Source organism: Erythrobacter sp. RANMB8, assembly GCF_056848235.1.
This window is the reverse complement of the sequence record NZ_JBREHG010000015.1, coordinates 16360-39878: the sequence shown is the minus strand read 5'-3', so window position 1 is coordinate 39878 and position 23519 is coordinate 16360. Positions and strand designations below refer to the sequence as shown.

Annotated in this window: 25 protein-coding genes; 13 read left to right on the top strand and 12 right to left on the bottom strand. The window is 66.0% G+C overall.

Features of this window, described 5'->3' with window-relative positions; all coding sequences use genetic code 11:
- Positions 1-72 precede the first annotated feature (72 nt).
- From dut to ACU0AG_RS14410, 4 genes are all read right to left on the bottom strand, one after another.
- Positions 73-525, bottom strand: coding sequence for a dUTP diphosphatase (gene dut, locus ACU0AG_RS14425; protein WP_482782976.1), 453 nt, complete (start codon positions 523-525; stop codon positions 73-75).
- A 34-nt stretch (positions 526-559) separates the two neighbouring features.
- Entirely contained in the window at positions 560-2203 is a 1644-nt protein-coding gene (locus tag ACU0AG_RS14420) for a bifunctional phosphopantothenoylcysteine decarboxylase/phosphopantothenate synthase (protein WP_482782975.1), read from the bottom strand.
- 178 nt (positions 2204-2381) lie between these two features.
- The gene (ubiB, locus tag ACU0AG_RS14415) at positions 2382-3938 is read right to left on the bottom strand and encodes a 2-polyprenylphenol 6-hydroxylase (RefSeq protein WP_482782974.1); all 1557 of its coding nucleotides are present in this window, start codon (positions 3936-3938) and stop codon (positions 2382-2384) included.
- A 4-nt stretch (positions 3939-3942) separates the two neighbouring features.
- Positions 3943-4698: a class I SAM-dependent methyltransferase gene (locus ACU0AG_RS14410; protein ID WP_482782973.1), complete on the bottom strand. Its 756-nt coding sequence runs from the start codon at positions 4696-4698 to the stop codon at positions 3943-3945.
- Positions 4699-4806: 108 nt separating this feature from the next.
- Here ACU0AG_RS14410 and mutM point away from each other — a divergent pair, with 108 nt between their 5' ends.
- From mutM to ACU0AG_RS14385, 5 genes are all read left to right on the top strand, one after another.
- On the top strand, positions 4807-5622 hold the full coding sequence (gene mutM / locus ACU0AG_RS14405; protein WP_482782972.1) for a bifunctional DNA-formamidopyrimidine glycosylase/DNA-(apurinic or apyrimidinic site) lyase: 816 nt from the start codon (positions 4807-4809) through the stop codon (positions 5620-5622).
- A gap of 152 nt (positions 5623-5774) precedes the next feature.
- Positions 5775-6035 carry a 30S ribosomal protein S20 gene (rpsT, locus tag ACU0AG_RS14400; protein ID WP_482782971.1) on the top strand — a complete coding sequence of 87 codons (261 nt, stop codon included), beginning with the start codon at positions 5775-5777 and terminating at the stop codon, positions 6033-6035.
- A gap of 517 nt (positions 6036-6552) precedes the next feature.
- Complete coding sequence (gene dnaA, locus ACU0AG_RS14395; protein WP_482782970.1) at positions 6553-7956, top strand: chromosomal replication initiator protein DnaA; 1404 nt, start codon at positions 6553-6555, stop codon at positions 7954-7956.
- A 190-nt stretch (positions 7957-8146) separates the two neighbouring features.
- The gene (locus ACU0AG_RS14390) at positions 8147-8566 is read left to right on the top strand and encodes a DUF983 domain-containing protein (protein ID WP_482782969.1); all 420 of its coding nucleotides are present in this window, start codon (positions 8147-8149) and stop codon (positions 8564-8566) included.
- Positions 8563-9342 carry a HesA/MoeB/ThiF family protein gene (locus tag ACU0AG_RS14385; protein ID WP_482782968.1) on the top strand — a complete coding sequence of 260 codons (780 nt, stop codon included), beginning with the start codon at positions 8563-8565 and terminating at the stop codon, positions 9340-9342. The genes ACU0AG_RS14390 and ACU0AG_RS14385 overlap by 4 nt, the downstream gene beginning before the upstream one ends.
- 1 nt (position 9343) lies before the next feature.
- Here ACU0AG_RS14385 and ACU0AG_RS14380 read toward each other — a convergent pair whose 3' ends face one another.
- Together ACU0AG_RS14380 and ACU0AG_RS14375 are read right to left on the bottom strand one after the other, a co-directional pair.
- Positions 9344-9838 (bottom strand): hypothetical protein, encoded by a 495-nt coding sequence (locus ACU0AG_RS14380; RefSeq protein ID WP_482782967.1) that lies wholly within the window; start codon positions 9836-9838, stop codon positions 9344-9346.
- A gap of 23 nt (positions 9839-9861) precedes the next feature.
- On the bottom strand, positions 9862-10569 hold the full coding sequence (locus ACU0AG_RS14375; protein WP_482782966.1) for an NAD-dependent deacylase: 708 nt from the start codon (positions 10567-10569) through the stop codon (positions 9862-9864).
- A 34-nt stretch (positions 10570-10603) separates the two neighbouring features.
- On the opposite strand from ACU0AG_RS14375, the gene dapB reads away from it, so the two are divergent.
- The 5 genes from dapB to ACU0AG_RS14350 all read left to right on the top strand — a co-directional run bounded on the left by dapB (position 10604) and on the right by ACU0AG_RS14350 (position 14363).
- Entirely contained in the window at positions 10604-11338 is a 735-nt protein-coding gene (gene dapB, locus ACU0AG_RS14370) for a 4-hydroxy-tetrahydrodipicolinate reductase (RefSeq protein ID WP_482782965.1), read from the top strand.
- A 69-nt stretch (positions 11339-11407) separates the two neighbouring features.
- Positions 11408-12592: a M48 family metalloprotease gene (locus ACU0AG_RS14365; RefSeq protein ID WP_482782964.1), complete on the top strand. Its 1185-nt coding sequence runs from the start codon at positions 11408-11410 to the stop codon at positions 12590-12592.
- Positions 12589-13230 (top strand): endonuclease III, encoded by a 642-nt coding sequence (gene nth, locus ACU0AG_RS14360; protein WP_482782963.1) that lies wholly within the window; start codon positions 12589-12591, stop codon positions 13228-13230. The genes ACU0AG_RS14365 and nth overlap by 4 nt, the downstream gene beginning before the upstream one ends.
- 191 nt (positions 13231-13421) lie before the next feature.
- On the top strand, positions 13422-13904 hold the full coding sequence (locus tag ACU0AG_RS14355) for a thermonuclease family protein (RefSeq protein ID WP_482782962.1): 483 nt from the start codon (positions 13422-13424) through the stop codon (positions 13902-13904).
- Positions 13905-13958: 54 nt separating this feature from the next.
- Positions 13959-14363, top strand: coding sequence for a hypothetical protein (locus tag ACU0AG_RS14350; RefSeq protein ID WP_482782961.1), 405 nt, complete (start codon positions 13959-13961; stop codon positions 14361-14363).
- Positions 14364-14375: 12 nt separating this feature from the next.
- On the opposite strand, the gene ACU0AG_RS14345 is transcribed toward ACU0AG_RS14350, so the two are convergent.
- From ACU0AG_RS14345 to ACU0AG_RS14330, 4 genes are read right to left on the bottom strand one after another with little or no spacing between them, the layout of a single operon-like run.
- Complete coding sequence (locus tag ACU0AG_RS14345; protein ID WP_482782960.1) at positions 14376-15707, bottom strand: dicarboxylate/amino acid:cation symporter; 1332 nt, start codon at positions 15705-15707, stop codon at positions 14376-14378.
- A gap of 26 nt (positions 15708-15733) precedes the next feature.
- On the bottom strand, positions 15734-16885 hold the full coding sequence (dapE, locus tag ACU0AG_RS14340) for a succinyl-diaminopimelate desuccinylase (protein ID WP_482782959.1): 1152 nt from the start codon (positions 16883-16885) through the stop codon (positions 15734-15736).
- A gap of 44 nt (positions 16886-16929) precedes the next feature.
- On the bottom strand, positions 16930-17823 hold the full coding sequence (locus ACU0AG_RS14335; RefSeq protein ID WP_482783014.1) for a S1/P1 nuclease: 894 nt from the start codon (positions 17821-17823) through the stop codon (positions 16930-16932).
- Positions 17823-18485: a glutathione S-transferase family protein gene (locus ACU0AG_RS14330; protein ID WP_482782958.1), complete on the bottom strand. Its 663-nt coding sequence runs from the start codon at positions 18483-18485 to the stop codon at positions 17823-17825. Before ACU0AG_RS14330 ends, ACU0AG_RS14335 begins: the two co-directional genes overlap by 1 nt.
- A gap of 109 nt (positions 18486-18594) precedes the next feature.
- Here ACU0AG_RS14330 and ACU0AG_RS14325 point away from each other — a divergent pair, with 109 nt between their 5' ends.
- From ACU0AG_RS14325 to ACU0AG_RS14315, 3 genes are read left to right on the top strand one after another with little or no spacing between them, the layout of a single operon-like run.
- Positions 18595-19014, top strand: coding sequence for a VOC family protein (locus ACU0AG_RS14325; protein ID WP_482782957.1), 420 nt, complete (start codon positions 18595-18597; stop codon positions 19012-19014).
- Positions 19015-19032: 18 nt separating this feature from the next.
- Positions 19033-20304 (top strand): M20/M25/M40 family metallo-hydrolase, encoded by a 1272-nt coding sequence (locus ACU0AG_RS14320; protein WP_482782956.1) that lies wholly within the window; start codon positions 19033-19035, stop codon positions 20302-20304.
- Positions 20305-20328: 24 nt separating this feature from the next.
- Positions 20329-21045 (top strand): thermonuclease family protein, encoded by a 717-nt coding sequence (locus ACU0AG_RS14315; RefSeq protein WP_482782955.1) that lies wholly within the window; start codon positions 20329-20331, stop codon positions 21043-21045.
- A gap of 3 nt (positions 21046-21048) precedes the next feature.
- Here ACU0AG_RS14315 and yihA read toward each other — a convergent pair whose 3' ends face one another.
- Together yihA and yidC are read right to left on the bottom strand one after the other, a co-directional pair.
- Positions 21049-21726: a ribosome biogenesis GTP-binding protein YihA/YsxC gene (yihA, locus tag ACU0AG_RS14310; RefSeq protein WP_482783013.1), complete on the bottom strand. Its 678-nt coding sequence runs from the start codon at positions 21724-21726 to the stop codon at positions 21049-21051.
- A gap of 10 nt (positions 21727-21736) precedes the next feature.
- A complete protein-coding gene (gene yidC / locus ACU0AG_RS14305) occupies positions 21737-23455 on the bottom strand; it encodes a membrane protein insertase YidC (protein WP_482782954.1) in 1719 nt (572 codons plus the stop codon).
- Positions 23456-23519: the final 64 nt, after the last annotated feature.

Genomic DNA, 23519 nt, shown 5'->3' with positions numbered 1-23519 from the left:
TCGGCAAGTCTCGCTCCCCTCCCGCTTGCCCTCGGCCTTCGCCGGGGCGGGTATCGGGGCGGGGGGTGGGAATCAGAGCTTCGCGTGCCCGCCGGTCGAGCCGAACCCGCCCTCGCCCCTTGTCGTTGCGCCCAGTTCCGCGACTTCGTCCCACACCGCCTGCACGACGGGCGCGAGCACCAGCTGCGCCACGCGGTCGCCGCGCTGGATCACGAAGGGCTCGCTTCCGTGGTTGATCAGGATCACCTTCAACTCGCCGCGATAGTCGCTGTCGATCGTGCCGGGGGTGTTGGGCACCGTGATCCCGTGCTTGAGCGCGAGGCCTGATCGCGGCCGCACCTGGATTTCGTAGCCTTCAGGAATCGCCAGCGCGAGGCCGGTGGCGACCGCGTGGCGCGCACCGCAAGCGATGGTGACATCCTCGGCCGCAACCACATCCATCCCCGCCGCACCCGCCGTGGCATAGGCCGGCAGCGGCAGGCCTTCGCCATGGGGCATGCGTTTTACTTGCACGGGGATCGTCATGGTGCGCTACCGCCTTCGGCTACTTGAGCGCGGCTCATTCCGCCGCCTCCGCGTGGAACACCGCCGCAATGCGTTCGGCCAGCGCCATGGCGACCGCGGCCTTGGGCATTTCGTCGAGCGTTTCGACCCCTTCCGCGCTGACGATGTGCACGCGGTTCATGTCGCCGCCCATGACATCGCCCGACACATCATTGGCCACGATCCAGTCGCAGCCCTTGCGCTTGCGCTTCTGCTTGGCGTGGTCGAGCACGTGCTCGGTCTCGGCGGCAAAGCCCACTACCAGCGCGGGGCGGTTGGTGCCGCCTGCGACATTGGTGAGGATATCGGGGTTTTCGGTCAGCATCAGCGCCGGCGGGGCCGAGCCGCGCTTCTTGATCTTCTCTCCGCGATAGTCCTTGGGCCGCCAGTCGGCGACCGCCGCGACCATCACCGCGACATCGGCAGGCAGGGCGCGCTTGACGGCATCGGCCATCTCGACCGCGCTTTCGACATCGATGCGGGTCACGCCTGCCGGGGTTTTCAGCGACACCGGCCCCGCCACCAGCGTCACCCGCGCACCAAGCGCGGCAGCGGCGGCGGCGATCGCAAAGCCCTGTTTTCCGCTTGAGCGGTTGGCGATGTAGCGCACCGGATCGATCGCCTCCCACGTCGGCCCGGCCGTGACAAGCACGTGGCGTCCGGCGAGCGGGCGGTGACCATCTTCCAGCCCGAAATCCGCCCCTTCGGCCACTTCGCCGAGCACGGTTTCGATCGCGTCGGGAACAGCAGGCGCGAAGAATTCGGGCGCGCTCTTGCGCGGATCGACCATGTGGTTGATCGCGCCGGCATCCATCGGCGGCGCAGCATTGGCGCTGCCTTTCTTCGCCAGCAGCGGCCCGCCCAGATCGGGCGCAAAGTCGGGCGCGGGGTCTTCGGGCGGCAGCATGGCGGCGTCTTCGGACGGGAGCAGTTCCTCGTACTCCGCCTCGATCTCCTCGTGGCTACGCTTGGCGGTGGAACGCGGGATGATGCGCGACAGGAAGCCGCCCAGCCCGCCCGCCGGTTCGATGTCGATCGCGCCGTCATCCTCGGCCTCGATCGCTTCGACATCGACCGCCGGACGCGGCAGCACGGGCGCGGGTTCGGGCACGGCAATGTCGAAATGCGCGGCAATCTCGCGCCAGATCGCTTCGGGTTCGGGCAGGCGGCCATAGCCAAATTCACCGCAGGCCATCGGCCCCTTGTCGGGGTGGAGCACGGTCACGCCCGCCGATTGCAGCAGCGCGATGTTGCGCTGCGTCGCGGCGTGTTCCCACATCTTCACGTTCATCGCAGGCACGGCCATCACCGGCTTGTCGGTGGCAAGGATCAGCGTGGTCGCCAGATCATCGGCAATCCCGTTGGCCATCTTGGCGAGGAAATCTGCGGTCGCCGGGCACACCACCACCAGATCGGCTTCTCGGCTCAGCTGGATGTGGCCCATCTCGGCCTCGTTCTTGAGGTCGAACAGGTTGGTGTAGACCTGGTTTTCGCTGAGCGCCGCGAGCGCCATCGGGGTGACGAATTGCTGGCCGCCCTTGGTCACGACGCAAGTGACATCGCCGCCGCCCTTGCGGATCAGGCGCACCAGCTCGCACGCCTTGTAGGCCGCGATGCCGCCGCCCACGACCAGCAGGATGCGCGGGAACTTGCCCGTCACCGCCCTGCTCCGATCCGTTCGCCGGTTCCGACCATCGCCCCGCTCAACTCCTCTGCCGCGCTGTGCCTTGCCGCGACACCTCTAGACGCGTTGATGCACAGCGCCAAGCGGCCTGCGCGGCATCACGCGTGGCATGCTTGTGGTTAAGATTGCGCTTAAGCCCGCGCAAATCGGTGCATCAGCCGATCCAGCCGGCCGCCAGCGCACCCCACACCGCGCCCGCGCCTGCCAGCCCGGCGAGGATATAGCCCAGCCACCCGGTGCCAGCGCGCTTGTCGGTGATCAGCGGGATTTCGGGCAGCGGCGGCGGTTCGGGGGCGCCGCCCTTGGGCGGGAACATCTCCTCCACCCGGCGGATCAGTCCCGGCAGGCGCAGCAGGGTTTCGGTATCGGTCTTCAACCGGTCGGCGAGCGCCGCTTCCGGCCCCAACTCGTCGCGGATCCACTCGCGCACATAGGGGGCGGCCGTGTCCCACATGTTGATGTCGGGATTGAGTTGGGTCGCGATGCCCTCGACCATCACCATGGTCTTTTGCAGCAGCAGCAGGTGCGGCTGGGTCTGCATGTCGAAATCGCGGGTGATGGCGAACAGCCCGTCGAGCATCTGGCCGACCGAAAGCTCCTTCACCGGCTTGCCGCGCATCGGCTCGCCCACGGCGCGCAGCGCGGTCGCGAATTCGCCGACCGAATGGTAGCTGGGCACATATTGCGCCTCGAAATGGATTTCGGCGACGCGCTGGTAATTGCCGGTGGTCAGCCCGTAGAGGATTTCCGCCAGCCATTGCCGCGCCCGCCGGTCGATCCGGCCCATGATCCCGAAATCGATCGCGACGATGGTGCCGTCATCCTCCACAAACAGGTTGCCCTGATGCATGTCGGCATGGAAAAATCCGGTGCTGATCGCCTGCGTGAGAAAGCTGATGACGAGCTTTTCCGAAATCGCCGCAAGATCATGCCCGCGCGCGCGCAATTCGTCGACGCGGCTGATCTTGATCCCGTCGATCCACTCGATCGTCATCACCCGGCCATTGGTGCGGTCCCAGTCGACATTGGGGATGCGGTAGCCCGGAACCCCCGCCATCTGTTCGGCGAGTTCGCTGGCGGAGGCGGCCTCGCGCCGCAGGTCGAGTTCGGAATTGGTCCAGCGCTTGAAATTGGCGATGGTGAGGCGCGGACGCAGCCGCGATGCCTCGCCGCCCATCGCCTCGACATGGGCGGCGGCCCATTCATAAGTCTGGATATCGCGGGCGAATTTCTCGCGGATGCCGGGGCGCAGCACCTTGATCGCGACTTTGCGGCCATCGGTGGTGACACCTTTGTGCACCTGCGCGATGCTGGCCGCGCCGACCGGCTCGGGGTCGATTTCGGCGAACAGGTTTTCAAGCGGCTGGCCGAAGCTCGATTCAATCGCCGCCCTGATCTGCGCGAACGGCACCGGCGGGAGCGAATCCTGCAAGGACAGCAGGTTGTTGGCCGCCTCCTCGCCGACAAGATCGGGGCGGGTGGCAAGGCTCTGCCCCAGCTTGATCGCTGCCGGGCCGATGGCACGGAAGGCGCCGGCATAATCGCGGGTGCCGCCCTTCCCCGTAAAAGTCGCCAGCCGCGCCAGTCGCACCAGATTGCGCACGGCGGCAGGCGCGTTGGGATCATTCTCGATCCCCACAAGCGCACGGCGGCGGGCCAGCGTCACGCCCCAGCGGGCGAGGCGGGAAAGGTGGACGACAGAAGATGTCACTGCTTCAGATCTTCCACCCCGAATGGATCGCCACGAGGCCGCCCATGATCGGTTCGACCTTGGTGTTGGCGAAGCCTGCCTTGCGGATCATCTGTTCGAAAGCCGGCATCGGCGGGAACTTGCGGATCGATTCGGCGAGATAGCGGTAGGAATCCGCGTCCCCCGCAATCGCCTGCCCCATGCGCGGCAGAAGGTGCTCGGAATAGATGTCGTAAGCCTCCTTCAGTCCCGACCATTCGACGGTCGAGAATTCAAGGCAGAAGAAGCGGCCACCCGGCCGCAGCACGCGCAAGGCTTCGGCCAGCGCCTTGTCGATATGGGTGACGTTCCGGATGCCGAAGGCGATGGTGTAGGCATCGAAGGTGTTCGAGGCAAAACTGACGCTTTCCGCATTCTGGCAGGTGAAGACGAGACTGCCGTCATCCTCGTCGAAACCCCGCTCCAGCGCACGTTCGGCGCCCACATCGAGCATGTCCTGATTGATGTCGGCGACCGTGATGTGCGCGCCGCGGGCCGCCATGCGGAAGGCGATGTCGCCGGTGCCGCCTGCCATGTCGAGGATCTGCTCGCCCGGCTGCGGCTTCACGCGCTTGACGAAACGGTCCTTCCACAGCCGGTGCATCCCGCCCGACATGGCATCGTTCATGATGTCGTATTTGCGGGCGACGCTGGAGAAGACCTCGCCGACCTTGCGGGTCTTTTCCTGAGGGGTGACCTGCTGGTAGCCGAAGGAGACGGTTTCGTCGGTGGTTTCGCTCATGCGCCGTTCCCTAGAGGGAATTGAGCCCAGCGCAAAGGGTGTTACAGGCACCTTTTGTTGCGTTTGCCGCGCCGTGCGGCCCGCGAGCGGAAGCGAGCACAGACCAGAATGCCTGAACTGCCCGAGGTCGAAACCACTGTCCGGGGTCTCGCCCGCTTTATCGAAGGCGAGCGGATCACGCGCGTCACGCTGAACCGGCCCGACCTGCGCCGCCCCTTCCCCGCCGATCTGGTGCAGGTGATGACCGGCGCCACGGTCAGCGCCCTCTCGCGCCGCGCCAAATACGGGCTGATGCATCTTGATCGCGGGGCGACGATGATCTTCCATCTCGGCATGAGCGGGCGCTGGCGGATCGACCCCGAAGTGCCTGACACCCACGATCACCTGCTGCTGGAGACCGCGCACCACCGCTTCGCCCTGTGCGATCCGCGCCGCTTCGGTTCGGTCGATCTGGTGGCGAGCGACGCGCTCGATCGCTGGCCGCAATTCGCCGCGCTCGGGCCGGAACCGCTGGGACCGGGGCTGACGGCGTCCCACCTGAAGACCGCATTGCAGGGCAAGACCCAGTCCATCAAGCTGTGCCTGCTCGACCAGCGGATCGTCGCAGGGCTCGGCAATATCTATGTGTGCGAGGCGCTGTGGCGCGCGGGAATCCGCCCGACGAAGCCCGCAGGCAAGGTCACGCAGGCCCAGCTGGCGCGGCTGGTGCCTGCGATCATCGCCGTGCTCGAAGCCTCGATCCGCGACGGCGGTTCGACCTTGCGCGACTATGCCCGCCCAGACGGCGAACTGGGCTATTTCGCCAGCAGCTTCGATGTCTACGGACGCGAGGGCGAGGCCTGCCGGCGGGACGATGGCGGCGTGATCCGGCGGATCGCGCAAGGCGGGCGCAGCACCTGGTATTGTTCCACCTGCCAGAACTAGGCGAGAATCGTTGACCTCGGGCAGCTTCGCGACTATGCGCGCTGCTTTCCGGCGGTCGGACCCTGAGTCTGCTCGCCCTTTTCGAGCACACCCACGGATTTCATTCCGGTCGCTCCACGCGGCCCGAACCAAACGCGAGACAGACACGAATTATGGCCAACACGCCGCAAGCCAAGAAGCGCATCCGCCGCAACGCCAACCGCGCCGAAATCAACGGTGCGCGCATCAGCCGCATTCGCAGCTTCATCAAGAAGGTCGAATCGGCATGCGAAGCCGGTGACAAGGAAGCGGCAGCTGCGGCGCTCAAGGCGGCCCAGCCCGAAATGGCCCGCGGCGTTGCCCGCGGCGTGCTGCACAAGAACACCGTGGCCCGCAAGATGTCGCGCCTGACGCGCCGAGTCGCCACGCTCTGATCCGATTCGCACTGCTCCCGTAATCATGCCTAAGGGGTGATTACGGGTTGCAGGATGCGCCATTGCGCCCAAGGGCCGCGCCTCACCAGCGCGGCCTTTTCGCGTTTGCGCTGGCTGCAACACCGGCGCCCCTGACAAACCCTAGGAATCCCCGCGATTCGCACGATGTTAAGGGTCAATTTTCAGCAAAAACAGTCACTTGAACGCAAGTCTGCGGCATAGGGCCGAGTCAACAGGAATATTTCACTTTTTTTAAAAGTCCGCGCTTGCGCAAAGCCGCGATGCGCTCTTTACATGAACTCCACCCGCCGCGGGACAGCGCGGGTTTTTACAAACGAGCCGACAGGGGGGTTCTCCGGAAACCATGTTTCCGGGGGAGGGAAAGGCATTGCCTGTCGCGGTGGGACAAATCGACTTGCAGGTCATGCGATCTGCGGGACAAGAGTGAATCGGGGACGAGATTGTGCACAGGATCGACAAGGCACGGGCATCCGGCCGGCAGGCGGATGAACATCTGATGGAAGACTCCGAAGCCGTAAATCTCGCCGCCGACTGGTCCGACATCAGCCAGGGCCTGCGCAAGGATCTTGGCCACCAGCTGCACAGCCAGTGGATCAAGCCGATCCAGCTCGGCGGGCTGAACCGCGAAACCGGCGCGCTCGACCTTTATCTGCCCACCGAATTTTCGGCCAACTGGGTGCGCGACCGGTTCCATGACCGGCTGCAACTGGCGTGGAAGATCGCGCGCAGCGAAGTGCGCAGCGTCAACATCCAGGTCCACCCCGGCCGCCGCCAGTTGCCCGATCTGCGCCTCGACGATGGCCGCCGCCCCGCCAACGATGGCGCAAGCGCGATTGCTCTGGCCGCAGGCAGCCTGGGCGATGCGAGCTTCACCTCCTCGGTCGGGCTTGACCCGTCGCTGACCTTCGCCGCCTTCGTGACCGGCGAGGCGAACATCCTCGCCTGCAACGCCGCGCAGCGAATGGCCGCGCTGGAGCAGCCGCAGTTCTCGCCGCTCTATCTCAAGGCCGCGACCGGACAGGGCAAGACGCACCTGCTGCACGCGATCGGGCACGGCTATCTTCAGGCGCACCCGCGTGCGCGCATTTTCTACTGTTCGGCCGAACGCTTCATGGTCGAATTCGTGCAGGCGCTGAAATCGAGCCAGACGATCGAGTTCAAGGCGCGGCTGCGCAGCTTCGATCTGCTGCTGGTGGACGATATCCAGTTCATCATCGGCAAGGCGAGCGCGCAGGAAGAACTGCTCTACACCATCGATGCGCTGCTGGCCGAAGGCAAGCGGCTGGTCTTCGCCGCCGACCGCGCCCCGCAGGCGCTGGACGGGGTGGAGCCGCGCCTGCTCAGCCGCCTGTCGATGGGTCTGGTTGCCGATATCCAGCCCGCCGATATCGAGCTGCGCAAGAAGATCCTGGTGTCGAAGCTGACCCGCTTCGCCCCGCTCAATGTGCCCGAGGATGTGATCGATTTCCTCGCCCGCACCATCACCCGCAACGTGCGCGAGCTGGTGGGTGGCCTCAACAAGCTGATCGCCTATGCCCAGCTGACGGGGCAGGAAGTCTCGCTCCAGCTGGCCGAGGAGCAGCTGACCGATATCCTGTCGGCCAACCGCCGCCGCATCACCATCGATGAAATCCAGCGCACCGTGTGCCAGTTCTACCGCATCGACCGCGCGGAAATGAGCAGCAAGCGCCGTGCGCGCGCCGTGGTGCGCCCGCGGCAGGTGGCGATGTATCTGTCCAAGGTGCTCACGCCGCGCAGCTACCCCGAAATCGGGCGCAAGTTCGGCGGGCGCGACCATTCCACCGTGATCCACGCGGTGCGCCTGATCGAGGACCTGCGCCAGCGCGACGCCGACATGGACGGCGATGTGCGCAGCCTGCTGCGCCAGCTGGAAAGCTAAGTTACAGGCCCACCCCCGGCCCCTCCCGCAAGCGGGAGGGGTGATTGTGGCGTGACCAGTTCCTCTCCCGCTTGCGGGAGAGGTTAGGGGTGGGCCCGGCTTTCCCCGTCCCCGCCTTCTCCCTGCGATTTCGACAGGCTGATCCACAGCCCTGTCGACAGACGGTGCACAGGCTGTAAACAGCCTGTCCATGCCCCATCTGCGCCTTTCCTCCGATCTCATCACCCTGCCCGAAGGGTGGATTCCCGCCCTCGTCAGGGGCGCAAAATGCCGTTGCCCGCGCTGCGGTGAGGCGGCGCTGTTTCGTGCATGGCTCAAACCCGTCGACCGCTGCGGGCACTGCAAGCAGGACTGGTCGGTGCAGCAGGCCGATGATTTCCCCGCCTATATCGGCATCTTCGTGGTCGGCCACCTGCTCGCGCCGGTGGTGATCGCGATGATCAGTGGCGGGGTTTCGGCGTGGCTGACGCTCGCCATCACCCTGCCGGTATCGGTGATCATGCTGCTCGCCATGCTCCAGCCGACCAAGGGCGCGGTGATCGCCTTCCTGTGGTGGCACGGGATCGGCGCCTTCCGGCAGGAGCGGCGCAAAGCCGACGACCAGCCGTGAGCCTTTCGCCAGCCCCGTTATCTTCGGCACGGCTCGACCGGTTCGCCCGCCATATCGTGCTGCCCGAAGTCGGCGGCGCGGGGCAGGTGAAGCTGGCGGCGAGCAAGGTCGCGATCATCGGCCTCGGCGGCATCGGCAGCCCGGCCCTGCAATATCTCGCCGCAAGCGGGATCGGGCGGCTGGCGCTGGTCGATGATGATGTGGTCGATGTGTCGAACCTCCAGCGCCAGACGATCTTCACGCAGCGCGATGTCGGATATGGCAAGGCGGTCTCGGCCCGCCGTTGGCTCGCCAATTTCGATGACGCGTGCCAGGTCGATGTGTCCGATGCGCGCATCACGCCGGACAATGCCGCCAGCCTGATCGCAGGTGCCGATCTGGTGATCGACGGCACCGACAATTTCGCCACGCGCCTCGCCATCTCGGACGCCTGCGTGGCAGCGGGCATCCCGCTGCTGTCCGCCGCCGTGGGCCGCTTTCAGGGGCAGGTCGCAGCCTTTGCCGGGCACCTTTCGGGCGAGGCGTGCTATCGCTGCTTTGTCGGCGATGCCTTCGATGCCGAGGATTGCGACACCTGCGCCGACGACGGCATGCTTGGCGCGATGGCGGGCTGGGCGGGCACCTTTGCCGCGCTTCAGGCGATCAGAGTGCTGCTGGCAGGCGTGAGCGGCATGGGCGATCCGCAGTGGGGGCGGCTCCACATCCTCGATGGCCTCGCGCCGGGGATGCGCACGATCCGCATTGCCAAGGATGCGAGCTGCCGCAGCTGCGGTTAACTCAGTCGACCTCGAACCACTGCCTGCGCTTGCGGGCGGCGTTGATCCGGTCGAGTTCCGAAGGCCGATCCGCTGCGGGATCGGGGCGGCAGGTGGCGCTGCCCCCACTCGTCTCGCAGATCCGGCCCAGACTGTCGCGGCCCTCGTCGGGCGTGTAGAGCATCAGGTAGAACAGCCCCGCGCAGGCCGGCAGCGCCGCGACCAGCAGGGTTGCGCCAACCCAGAACCGCAGGCCGCCGCCCACGCCTTGCGCGACCGTGCCGACCGTGGGCTTGCGCGTCGTCCCGGCTGCAAGCACGCGCCGCGCCCCGCCCATCATCACCCCGCCCCCGATCATCAGCATGACAAAGGGCACCGCCACCAGCGCAACGAAGGTGTAGAACAGCATGTGGCCATCGAACCGGCAGCCGGTCGCGAGGCATCCGGTCCAGTAGACGACCAGATAGCCATAGGGCAGCGCCAGCACGGCCAGCAGGATCATCATCCAGCGCGACATGGGCTAACCCTATCGCGGCACGGTTAAATTCCGGTGTGCAGCACCTCGTCCACCCATTGCGGCACCAGCACGCTGGCCGGGCCGTGGCGCGATTCGTGGAAGAACCGCGATCCCTCGCTGGGTTCGAGATTGAGTTCGAGCGTGCGGGCGCCGTTCGCCCGCGCTTCCTGCACGAAACCCGCCGCCGGATAGACCGCGCCGCTGGTGCCGATGCTCACGAACAGGTCGCAGGTCTCCAGCGCCTGATAGATCCGGCCCATCTGGTAGGGCATCTCGCCGAACCACACGACATCGGGGCGCAAGCTGGGTGCGCGGCAGACGGGGCATGGCGGGCGGTCGATCATCGCCTCCAGCCAGGGCGAGCGTGTCTCGCAGGCGGTGCACAGCGCCGATTTCAGCTCGCCATGCATGTGCAGGACCCGCGCCGATCCGCCGCGTTCGTGCAGGTCATCGACATTCTGGGTGACCAGCAGCAGTTCCCCCGCGAAGGCCCGTTCCAGCCGGGCGAGCGCCATGTGCGCAGGATTGGGCGCGACATCGGCAAGTGCGGCGCGGCGCATGTCGTAGAAATTGAGCACGAGGTCAGGATTGCGCGCAAAGCCTTCGGGCGTGGCGACATCCTCGACCCGGTGCTGCTCCCACAGACCTCCTGCGGAGCGGAAGGTGTCGATCCCGCTCTCGGCCGAAATCCCTGCGCCAGTGAGGATGACGATGCGATTGAAGTCTGCCATGACGCCATCAAACATGATCGGCAGAGGCGAGGCAATGGCACAGCTGCAATTCGGAGTGATCGGACACAAGGGCCGCATGGGACAGGCGCTGGAGGCGGCCATCCGCGATGCCGGCCATGTGCTGCATGTCGGCGTGGATGCAGGCGGCAATATCGGGCCGTTTGCGGCGCATTGCGATGTGCTGGTCGATTTCTCCGCTCCGCAAGCGCTGGCGGCAAACCTCGCCGCGGCGAAGGTTGCGGGCAAGCCGATCGTGGTCGGCACGACGGGGCTGGAAGAGCCGCATTTCGTGATGCTGGCCGAAGCGGCAAAGGCGGTGCCGGTGCTGCAATCGGGCAATTTCTCGCTCGGCGTGACGCTGATGGCGCATCTGGTGCGCGAGGCGGCGGCGCGGCTGGGGCCGGACTGGGATATCGAGGTGCTGGAAATGCACCACCGCATGAAGGTCGACGCGCCGAGCGGCACGGCCAAGCTGCTGGGCGAGGCGGCAGCGGCGGGGCGGGGGATCGTGCTCAGCGACAACATGGAGAGCGGCCGTCACGGCATGACCGGGGCACGGGGGCCGGGCGCGATCGGCTTTGCCACCCTGCGCGGCGGCACCGTGGCGGGCGAGCATTCGGTGATCTTCGCCGGCAGCGAGGAGCGCCTGACACTGTCACATTCGGCCGAAAACCGCATGATCTTCGCCCGCGGTGCGGTGAAGGCGGCACAGTGGCTGACCGGCAAGCCCGCCGGGCGCTACACCATGAACGATGTGCTGGGGCTGTAAGGCTTGACGCCGCGCGACCGCGGTGCATTACTCGCATAATACACAGTGATCCACAGGGGAGCGATCATCATGTCCGGCACACTTACCCCCGCCCAGCAGGCGGCGCAGATGGTCGACAGCCTCGGCCCGGAGGCGCTGGCACGGGCCGAGGCCTATACCATCGGCAATCACTGGCTGTTGCTGGGCAGTCTGGTGGTATCGGTGCTGGTCGCGCTGGTCATGGTGCGCCTGAGGCTGCTTGACCGGATCGCCGCCCGCTTTGCCGATCCGCAGCGCTTCTTCGCGACCTTTACCGTCAGCGCCGCCTTTCTGCTGATCTCGACCCTGATCGCCCTGCCCTGGACGCTCTACACCGATTGGCACCGCGAACGTTCCTATGATCTGTCGAGCCAGCCGCTCGGCGATTTCCTCGGCCAGATGGCGATCGGCGAAGCGCTGGGAGCGGGGCTGGGCGGGCTGTTCCTCGCCGGTGTCTATGTCCTGATCCGCCGCACCGGAGCGCGCTGGTGGCTGTGGAGCGGCGGGCTGGCGGGCGTGGTCACGCTGGTAATGCTGCTCGCCGGGCCGCCGCTGATCGAGCCGCTGTTCAACGATTACAAACCGGTGCCGCCGGGCGAGGTGCGCACCGCGCTGGAACAGATCGCAGAGGATGTCGATATCCCGAAAGACCGTATCTTCATGTATGACGGATCGCGCCAGTCGGACCGCTTCACCGCCAATGTTTCCGGCATCGGCCCCGCGGCCCGCATCGCGATTTCCGATGTGGCGCTGAAGGAAGCGAGCCTTGCCGAGGTGCGGGCGGTGACCGGGCACGAGGCCGGGCACTACAAGCTGGGCCATGTCTGGCGCTCGGTTGTGCTCTTGCCGTTGCTGGCCATGCTGCTGTTCTATCTGCTGCACCGCCTGTTCACCCCCACCGCCCGCCTGCTGGGCAGCGATGCGCGGCTCGACGAAGCCCGCGGTCTGCCGGTGTTCGCTGTGGTGGGATCGGTGCTGGGCCTGCTTGTCACCCCGATCACCAACACCCTCACCCGCGTGGGCGAGACCGAGGCCGATCGCTATTCGCTCCAGACCGTGAACGAGCCCGATGCCCTTGCCACAGCGCTGGTGAAGACCGCCGAATACCGCTATCCGCGCCCCTCGCCCTTGCAGGAAGCGCTGTTCTACACCCACCCCTCGGTCGAAAACCGGGCGCTGATGGCGATGGAGTGGAAGGCAGCGCACCCGCAGCAAAGCGCGCCTGATCCGGAATGACCAAAGACCAGATCTTCGAATTCTTCCGCCGTCTGGCCGAGGATAACCCCTCGCCCCAGACCGAGCTGGAATATGGCAATGCCTACCAGCTGCTCGTCGCGGTCGCGCTGTCGGCGCAGGCGACCGATGTGGGGGTCAACAAGGCCACCCGCGCGCTGTTCGCCCGCGTGCAGACGCCGCAGCAGATGCTCGATCTCGGCGAGGACGGGCTGAAGGAGCACATCAAGACCATTGGCCTGTTCAACTCCAAGGCCAAGAACGTGATCGCCCTGTCGCAGATCCTTGTCGATGAACACGGGGGCGAGGTGCCCGATACCCGCGAGGCGCTGGTCAGGCTGCCGGGCGTCGGGCGCAAGACCGCCAATGTGGTGCTCAACTGCTGGTTCGGGCAGGAAACCTTCGCGGTCGATACCCACATCTTCCGCCTCGGCAACCGCACCGGCATGGCCAAGGGCAAGACCCCCGATCAGGTCGAGGCCAAGCTCGAAAAGCGCGTGCCCCAGCCCTTCCGCCGCGATTCGCACCACTGGATGATCCTGCACGGCCGATACGTGTGCAAGGCGCGGACACCAGAGTGCTGGCGCTGCAAGGTCGTGGACCTGTGCAGCTTCAGGAAGAAGGTGCTGGAAAAGAGGTAGGGCGATGAGCGGCAAACTCCGGATGGCGCATCGCAATCGAACCGGCGCAAGGCATGGCACGCAAACCCGATAATGTGACCAGGTTTCGCAGACCTTTGCGGGTGCGGTGGTGGCGTCGCCCGCGCGTTCAACCACCCCGATTCCGGCGGCAGGCAAAACGGGGATCGTCATGGACGCAGGCGTGGCGTGACATGCGCCCGTTCATCTCCCTGATCGCCCTCGTCACGATAGGCTTCATCATCGCTCTCCCCGGAGCCTACGAGCCGCCTGCCTTCCTGCAATCCGATCCGGAGCGGATATCCGGCACCTTCACGCGCTGCGGCAAGGGCCGGGGGTATTATTGCGTGATCGACGGCGACACCTTCCGGATAGGCGAGCGCCGCATCCGGGTGGTCGGAATCGATACGGCCGAAATCCGCGCGCGTTGTCCGGCAGAGGCCAGGCAGGCGGAGCAATCAGCGGCGGCCCTGCAAACGTGGCTCAACCGCGGTGCTTTCCAGATGACGGCGCGGGTCGATGAGCCTTACGACCGGTACGGACGCGAATTGCGTATAGTGAAGCGGATCGAAGCCGATGGCCGCGTCTCGCACCTGGCCGAATGGATGCAGGCCGATGGAGGCGCGCGCGGCTATCTGGGTGAATGGCGCGGGGGATGGTGCGAGAGCGCGGATTAAGCCGCGGTTCAACTGCAAGGGCGTTCATACCGTCGCTCTGGTGGAGAAACCGTCATGATGATCCCTCGCCTTTCGCTGATTGCCCTGCCGCTTGCCGCTGCCGCCTGTGCGCCGGTGGAACGCGCCACCGATGCCAACCCTGCTGCCGGTGCGCCCGCAGTGAAGGTGCTCGGCGAAGGCCAGCGCTGCATCATGCGCGACCAGATCCGCCAGACCGTGGTGCGCAGCGACCGTGTGATCGATTTCGAAATGCAGAGCGGCAAGGTCTGGCGCAACACCCTGACCCAAAGCTGCCCGGGCCTCAGCTTCGACCGTGCGATCACCTACGAAACCTCGATCAACCAGCTGTGCAGCGTCCAGATCGTCTATGCGCTCCAGAACATCGGCGGCGTGCCGCAGCGCGGCGCGGGGTGCTCGCTCGGCGAATTCGTGCCGGTGGAGTATGTGAAGGGCGGCTGAGGCAGCCTGCCCCTAACCCTTCCCGTCCCCGAAATTGCTTTCATCGAGTTCCAGCCCCGCCCGCCCATCGGCGGCGGTGTGGGCGGGTGCGTGGGGGTGCTCGACATACTCGGGCTCCTCGACCTCCAGCATCCCTTCCCACTTGGTGATCACCGCAGTCGCCACCGCGTTGCCGACCACGTTGGTGGCGGTGCGGCCCATGTCGAGGAACTGGTCGATCGCAAGGATGATCGCCACGCCTTCAACCGGCAGGCCGAACATGGCGAGCGTGCCGGTGATCACCACCAGCGAAGCGCGCGGCACGGCAGCGATGCCCTTGGACGAGATCATCAGCGTCAGCAGGATCATGATCTGCGTGCCGACGCTCAGATCCATGCCATAAGCCTGCGCGATGAAGATCGTCGCGAAGCTCATGTACATCATCGAGCCATCGAGATTGAAGCTGTAGCCCAGCGGCAGCATGAAGCCCGAAATGCGGCGCGGCACGCCGAAGCGGTCAAGCTGTTCGAACAGCTTGGGCAGCGCAGCTTCGGACGATGCGGTCGAAAAGGCGATCATCAGCGGCTGGCGGATGTAGCGGATCAGCGCCCAGATGCGCCGGCCCAGGAACAGCGCGCCTGCGCCCAGCAAAATCACCCACAGCAGCACCAGCGAGAAATAGAACTCGACCAGCAGGGTCAGATAGGTTCCGAGGATCGCCAGCCCGCTCGCCGCGACCACATTGGCAAGCGCGCCGAACACCGCCACCGGCGCATAGCGCATGACGTAGCCGGTGACCTGCAACATCATTTCGGCCAGCGCATCCGCGCCCTTGACCAGCGCCTGCCCCCGCTCGCCGATGGCCGACAAAGCGACCCCTGCAAAGATCGAGAAGACGAGGATTTGCAGGATATTGTTGGTCGCCAGCGCCTCCACTGCGTTCTTGGGGAAGATCGAGAGGATGAAGTCGGTCGCCTTCAGTTCCTTCACCTCGCCCACGGCAGCGGCGGCTTCGGCGACATCGGGGATCGGCGCGCCCACGCCGGGCTGGAACAGGTTGACGAGGATCAGCCCCAGCCCGATCGAGACGAGGCTGGCGGTGATGAACCATGTCAGCGCCCGCACCCCGATCCGGCCCAGCGCCGCGCTGTCGCCCATATGCGCGATGCCGACCACGATCGTCGACAGCACCAGCGGCGCGACCAGCATCTTGATCAGATTGAGGAAAATGTCCGACAGCAGCTTGAACCATGGCGCGATATCGGCCTTGATCACATCGGCGGGCACCATCTGGTTGAGCACCTGTCCGACGATCACGCCAAGCACCATGCCGGCGAGGATGTAGAGGGTCAGCTTGCGGTCCATAATCTCTCCCGTGCGCCGCGCAGGCGCTATTCTTCCGTTGGCGCCAGAGCCAGCGCGTCGCCTGCAATGCGGGCATAAATGCGGGCGAGAGCCGCCAGATCGGGGATCGCCACGGCTTCGTCGCGCTTGTGCATGGTTGCGTTGCACAGGCCGAATTCGATCACCGGACACACGGCGCGCAGGAACCGCGCATCGGACGTGCCGCCGGTAGTGGACAGTTCGGGCTTCACGCCGGTCTCGGCCTCAACGGCGGCGCTGACCAGCGCGGAAAACGCGCCGGGTTCGGTCAGGAACGGCTCGCCCGAAATCACCGGGCGCGCCTTGCCGCCGTGCTTTTCGGCGATCGCCATCACCCTCTCGGACAGGCTGTGGCCGGTGTGCAGATCGTTGAAGCGGATCGAAATCCGCGCCGCACCGCGCGCCGGAATGACATTGTGCGCCTTGTTGCCGACATTGATGTCGGTGATTTCGAGGTTGCTCGGCTGGAACCAGCGGGTGCCCGTGTCGAGCGTCAGCGCGTCCAGCTCCGCCAGAATCGCCACCAGTTTCGGCAGCGGATTATCGGCAAGGTGCGGATAGGCGACATGGCCCTGCGTCCCTTCGACATCGATGAAGATATTGACCGAGCCCCTGCGACCGATCTTCACCATGTCGCCCAGCCGGTTGACCGAGGTGGGCTCGCCGACAAGGCACAGGTCGGGCTGGATGCCTTGCGCCGCCATGTAATCGATCAGCGCACGGGTGCCGTGGAGCGCGGGGCCTTCCTCGTCGCCGGTGATGATGAAGCTGATCGTGCCGGCGTCCTGCGGCACGTCGGCGACGGCGGCGACCATCGCGGCAATCGCGCCCTTCATGTCGACCGCGCCGCGCCCGTGGAGCAGTTCGCCGCGCACCTGCGGATCGAAGGGATCGGACGCCCAGCCGTCACCCGGCGGCACCACATCGAGGTGCCCGGCAAAGGCGAAATGGCGCGAGCCTTCGGGCCCGTGCCGGATCGCGAACAGGTTCTCGACCGGCGCTTCCTCGCTCCCCTCGGCGCCCTCCCCGCGAGTGAAGCGGTGAACGGCAAAGCCGAGCGGTGCCAACATCGCCTCAAGTTCGGCAAACACCGCGCCGGTTGCAGGTGTCACCGAGGGCGCGGCGATCAGGCGCCTGGCAAGGTCGAGAACATCAGTCATGCGTGCCCAAGGGTTAGCAGCGTGAAGCGACAGCGCAAGGCACGCTATTGCCCGCGCCGCCGTTCCTCCACCACCAATGGCCCCGGCGCAAAGGCGCTTTCGAGCAAATCCGCGATTCTGAGACCGGCCTGCTGCACCCGCCGCTTTGCGACCGGCACGCCGCGGATGATGTCCTCCTGCGACAGCGCGGTCTTTTCGGGCAGGGGCGCGGCGCACACGTTTTCGCTGTCGAAGGCGGTGGGGTAGACGAAACTGCGGGCGATCTCCCAGCTTTCGCGGCCCCAGTCATCGGGGGTGCCGCCTGCAAGGTCTGCACGTTCTGCGGGGGAATAGCGCCGCACCACCGGATCGGCGGGATCGCTGATGGCGCGTTCGGCCAGTGGGCCGTCCCAGATCGAATGGAGGTTGTAGCCGGGCCGGATGCCGTAATCGGCCTCGCGGTCATTGCCGCCGCGATCCTCGTTGTCGCCCGAATGCAGCGGCATGTGCACATCGCCTGCGAAATGCACCATGAAGGCCAGCGCCTCCAGCCGCACCGCAGCGGGCAGGCGTTCGTCGGCAAGGATGCGGTGGGCGCGGGTGATCTGCGCGGTGACGCAATTGCCGCCCGCGCAATTGGCGCGCGGGTTGAACGCCTCGCACACCGGCGCGGTGCGGTAATGCCACGCGGCGGTATAGCCCCAACGCCAGCCTTCGCCGCGCACGCAATCGGCCCAGACCGCCGCATCCTGCAAGGTCTTGAGCGGGCATTCGGGCGTGCCGAGCTGCTTTTCATAGGCCAGCAGCGCCCGGATCTTCGCCCGCACTTCGGGAGAGACATTGGCTTCGGCGATGGCGGCGGTCTGGCGGTGCGCGTAAAAGCCCCATGCGCTGGCGGGCGCGGGCAGCAGCGCGAGCGTCGCCAGCAGCACGGGCAGCAGCACGGGCAACAGGCGCATCATGCCGGGATCTCGTATTGTTCGATCACCCATTCCTCATGCCCGGCAGCCGCGATCCATTCGGCCATCCAGTCCTGCTCCCACATCGCCTGCATATAGGCCTGCGCGAAGCCGGGGACGCCGATACCATAGGTGACAAAGCGGGTGACGACCGGCGCGTAGAAGATATCCGCCGCGCCGAAGGTGCCGAACAGATAGGGCCCGCTGCCGCCATGGCGCGCCCGCGCTTCGGCCCATAATTGGAGAATGCGCACGATATCGGCGCGGGTCTGGTCGGAAATGCCCGGCAGTTCCACCCGGCGGCGGATGTTCATCGGCAGTTCCTTGCGCAGCGATTGGTAGCCCGAGTGCATCTCGGCCACCATCGCCCGGGCCATGCCGCGCGCGGCCTCGTCCTTCGGCCAGAACCGCTCGCGCCCGACCTTGTCGGCAAGGTATTCCATGATCGCAAGGCTGTCCCACACCACGGCATCGCCATCCCACAGGATCGGCACCTTGCCGCTGGAAGGCTGCACTTCGCCCATGTCCTGCTTCAGCCGGTCCCACTCCTCGCCCATGATCGGCACGGTCAGTTCGTCGAAGTGCAGGCCCGACTGCTTGATCGCGAGCCAGCCGCGCAGGGACCAGCTGGAGTAGTTCTTGTTGCCGATGATAAGTTTCATGTCCGCTGCGCTCCACCTTGCCGGGACTGATAATGGCGCTGCCCTAGATATTCAGGCTGGCGCTGTCGAGGCTGAACGGATTAGAGAGAGGGCCAACGAGGAGCCGCACATGTCCCTTCCCCCCTTCCACCTCGCCTTTCCGGTCGACGATCTTGCCGCTGCCCGCCATTTCTACGGCGAGGTGATGGGCTGCGGCGAGGGGCGTTCCTCCGACGAGTGGATCGATTTCGACTTCCACGGGCACCAGATCGTCGCCCATCTCGCGCCGGGGCAGGCGGGTGACCGCGCCTCCAACCATGTCGACGGCCACGGGGTACCGGTGCCGCATTTCGGCCTGGTGCTGGCGATGGACCAGTGGGAGGCGCTGGCCGAGCGGCTGCGCGCAGGCGGCGCGGATTTCGTGATCGAGCCGACCATCCGCTTCAAGGGCCAGCCGGGCGAACAGGCGACGATGTTCCTGCGCGATCCTTCGGGCAATGCGCTGGAATTCAAGGCCTTCGCCGATATCGGCAAACTGTTCGCCAGATAGGCGCGGGAGAGATTTGCGATGACGATCATGGTGCGTATGCTGGCGCTGGCCGGCGCTCTGGCTCTGCAAGCCCCTGCGGCACTGGCGCAGGAGGCCGCTCCGGGCGCCCTGCCCGCGCCGCTGCAACAGCATCTGGCAGGGCAATATGACCGGATCATCGCCGATCTGGTCACCATCACCGAAATCCCGGCCCCGCCCTTCAAGGAAGAACGCCGCGCCGCCGCCTTTGCGCAGATGCTGCGCGATGCGGGCCTCGCCGATGTCACCATCGACGAGGAAGGCAACGTCCTCGCCCTGCGCCCCGGCACCACCGACGGGCCGGTATTCGTCGTCTCCGCCCACCTCGACACGGTGTTTCCCGAAGGCACCCCGATCACCGTCACCCGCGAAGGCGATCGGCTGTTCGCACCGGGCATCGGCGATGACAGTCTCGGCCTCGCCTCGATCCTCGCGTGGGTGCGGGTGCTGGAACAGCAGAACATCTCGACCCGCCAGCCGATCCTGTTCGTCGGCACCGTGGGCGAAGAAGGGCCGGGCGACCTGCGCGGGGTGCGCCACCTGTTCACCAAGGGCGCCTACAAGGACCGCATCGGCGCGTTCCTGTCGATCGACAATGCCGATGCGGCGCGGATCGTCCACGCCGCGGTCGGATCACGCCGCTACAAGCTGGTGTTCAAGGGGCCGGGCGGGCACAGCTACGGCGCCTTCGGGATCGTCAATCCGATGGTCGCCATGGCCGAGACGGTGCGCGGGCTTTACGCCGTGAACGTGCCTGCCGAACCCAAGACGACCTATGCCGCCAGCGTGGTCAGCGGCGGCACCTCGGTCAATTCGATCCCGGCCGAAATCGCGCTGGAGCTCGACCTGCGCTCGGGCGATCCTGCCGCACTGCGTGATCTGGAGCAGGCCATGCTGGCCGCCGCCCATGCCGCCGTCGCGCAGGAAAATGCGGCGCGCTCGACCCGCGCGGGCACCATCGCGCTTGATCCGCAATTGAAGGGTGACCGGCCTGCGGGCGCGACCCCGCCCGATCACCCGCTGGTGCAGGCAGCGATGAAAGCCTCGGCCGCAGCGGGCTTCACCCCGCGCCTCGACGAAAGCTCGACCGATTCGAACATCCCGATGAGCATGGGCATCCCCGCCCTGACAATCGGCACCGGCGCCGGCGGCGGGCGCACCCATAGCACCGACGAATACCTCGACGTCGGGCGCGAACAGTTCCTCGCCGGGGTATCGGTCGGCCTCGCGGTGATCCTGGCGCAGGCGCAGGCGGATGTGACACCTCGTTAACGTCTCGGGTCTAATCTCCCTTGCATGAAGAACCATCTCGCGATTGCCCTCGCGGCAGTCTTCGTCGCCGCACCGCTTGAGGCACAGACGCTCACCGGTCCTGCTACAGTGATCGATGGCGACACCATCGACATGACCGGCACCCGGATCCGCCTGCTCGGCATCGATGCACCCGAAAGCGCGCAAGGGTGCACCCGCGAAGGCCAGCCATGGGCCTGCGGCGAAGAGGCCACCAATAGCCTGCGCGAGATTGTCGAGGGCCAGCGCGTGCGCTGCATGGCGCAAGGCGTGGATGTCTATGGCCGCACGCTCGCGACCTGCGAGGCTGCGGGGATCGACATCGCCCGCGAGGCAGCGCGGCGCGGGATGGCCATCGCACTCGACAATGCGCCCGAGGATTACCACGCTGCGGTCAATATCGCCCGCCAGTTCCGGCATGGCATGTGGGCGGGCGAGTTCGAGCAGCCCTCGGCCTGGCGTGTGGCCAACCCGCGCTCCGATGACCGCAACGTGCGGCTGGCGAGGTCGGAGCGCCCCGCTGCTGCGCCCGTCGCCCGGCCCGCTGCACCCCGACGCTACACCAATGCGCAGGGCTGCGCGATCAAGGGCAACCACAGCCGCCACGGGGATTTCATCTACCACTTGCCGGGGCAGAAATACTACAACCAGACCCGTCCCGAGGCGTTGTTCTGCACCGAACGCGAGGCGCAGGCGGCGGGCTTCCGCCGGTCGAAGGAGTAGTCCCTACCCCATCCATCCTTCGCCCAGCGCGTCACTGACCACAGCGGCGCGCAGGGCGGCGATGCCCATGCCTTTTTCGCTGCTGGTAAGGTGCAATTCGGGATAGGCCGCCACGTGCTTGCGCATTTCGGCGGCGGTCGCCTGGGCGACCTTGTCGAGCTCGCTCGCCTTGATCTTGTCCGTCTTGGTCAGCACCACGCGGTAGCCGACCGCCGCCTCGTCGAGCATCTTCATCATCGCCCGGTCAACGTCCTTCAGCCCGTGACGACTGTCGACCAGCACCAGCGTGCGCACCAGCACCTGCCGTCCGCGCAGGTAGGAATTGACCAGCGCCTTCCACTTTTCGACGACCTTCACCGGTGCTTTGGCAAAGCCGTAACCGGGCATGTCGACCAGCCGGAACAGCGGCAACGCGCCTTCTTCTTCGGGCCTGCCCACATCGAAGAAATTGAGTTCCTGCGTGCGCCCCGGCGTCACCGAAGCCCGCGCAATCGCCTTGCGGCCGGTCAGTGCGTTGAGCAGCGAGGATTTGCCCACGTTGCTCCGCCCGCAGAACGCGATCTCCGGCACCGCCGGATCGGGCAGGAATTGCAGCTGCGGCGCGGACAGCAGGAAATCCACCGGCCCCGAAAAGAGCTTCGATGCGGCGTCCTCGCGGGCCTGCTGTTCGGCTTCGTCCATCATCTGCGGCCTAGGTCTTGGCCTTGTCCGCCGCGGCGGCATTTGCCGCCTTCAGCTGCGGGTGGCGCGAATAGAGGTAGCTCTGCTGCGCCACGGTGAGGATGTTGGAAGTCACCCAGTAGAGCAGCAGACCTGCGGCAAAGGGCGCCATCACGAACATCAGGATCCACGGCATGATCGCAAACATCTGCTGCTGCACGGGGTCCATCGCCGAGGGGTTGAGCTTGAACGTCAGCCACATCGTGATGCCGAGCAATACCGCGAGCGGGCCAATCGCCAGGAAGCCCGGCACGTCGTAGGGCAGCATCCCGAACAGGTTGAGGATATGCGCCGGATCGGGAGCGGACAGGTCCTTGATCCAGGCGATGAACGGTTCGTGCCGCATCTCGATTGCCAGCACCAGCACCTTGTAAAGCGCGAAGAAGATCGGAATCTGGATCAGCAGCGGCAGGCAACCGGCCAGCGGATTGACCTTCTCGTCCTTGTAAAGCTTCATGATCTCCTGCTGCTGGCGCTGCTTGTCGTCCTTGAAGCGCTCCTGGATCTCTTTCATCTTCGGCTGCACGGCCTTCATCGCCGCCATCGAGGCAAACTGCTTCTGCGCGATCGGGAACATCAGCCCGCGGATGATGACGGTGAGCAGGATGATCGCCACGCCAAAATTGCCGACAAGGCCATTGAGCGTGCGCAGCAGCCACAGGATCGGCTTTTCGACGATCTCGAACCAGCCCCAGCTGATCGCCTTGCCGAAATAGGTGATGCCGCCGTCTTCATACTTGTCGAGGATCCGGCTGTCCTTGGCACCGGCATACAGCCGGGTGTCCTGCGTCAGGCTGCCGCCTGCGGGCACGGTGGTGGCGGCATAAAGCAGATCGGCGCGGAACAGGTTGTTGCCGAGGGAACGGAAACCGACGCTGCCGGTCTCGCCCTTGCCCGGCACCAGCGCCCCGAGCCAGTACTGATCGGTAAAGCCGAGCCAGCTGGCCGCGCCTTCGGGCTTTTCCCCGCCAAGTTCGGCCAGTTCCTCGTAGGAATACGGGTCCCACAGCGTTCCGCCGAACACGCCGACCGGGCCCGAATGGGCCACCCACTGGTCGATCGTGGCGGTGGTGCTGGTGCGCTTGATCAGGGCAAAGGGCTGGATGATCGCCGCTGCCGCGCCCGCGTTGGTCGCGGTCTGGGTGGCGGTGATCATGTAATCCTTGTCGACCGTGAATTTGATCGCATAGGTGATCCCCGCATCATCGGTGCGGGTCAGGGTGACGGGGGTTTCGGGCGTCAGTTTGGTCCCGTCGGCCTGCCACAGCGCGGTCGAAGGCTGGCGCACACCGCCAGCGACAAAGCCGAACTCGGCGAAATATTGCCCCGGCGTGCCTTCGGGCATGAACAGGCGGACTGGGCCGGAATCCTTCTTGAGGCTCTCGCGGTAATCCTTGAGCTCGATGTCGTCGAGGCGCGCCCCCACGAGATTGATCGAGCCGGTGACCCGCGGCGTATCGATCGCCACGCGGTTGGGGCTGGCGAGCGCAGCCTTGAGATCGACCTTGCCGTTCGCTGCGGCCTCTGCCCCCAGATCGCCGCCGGCCTTGGCGCTGGCCGCCACAGGCTTGGCCTCGGTCGCCTCGGCAGTCAGCGCGGCTTCGGGGTAGAAATACCGCATCCCCACGTCCCACCCGAGAATGAGCAGGCCCGAAAGCAGAACGGCGAGCAGAAGATTGCGATTGTCCAAGTGTATGCCCCGAAAGAATGCGACGAGAAGTGTATTATGGGGTTAGAACGGTCCCGTTTCCAGA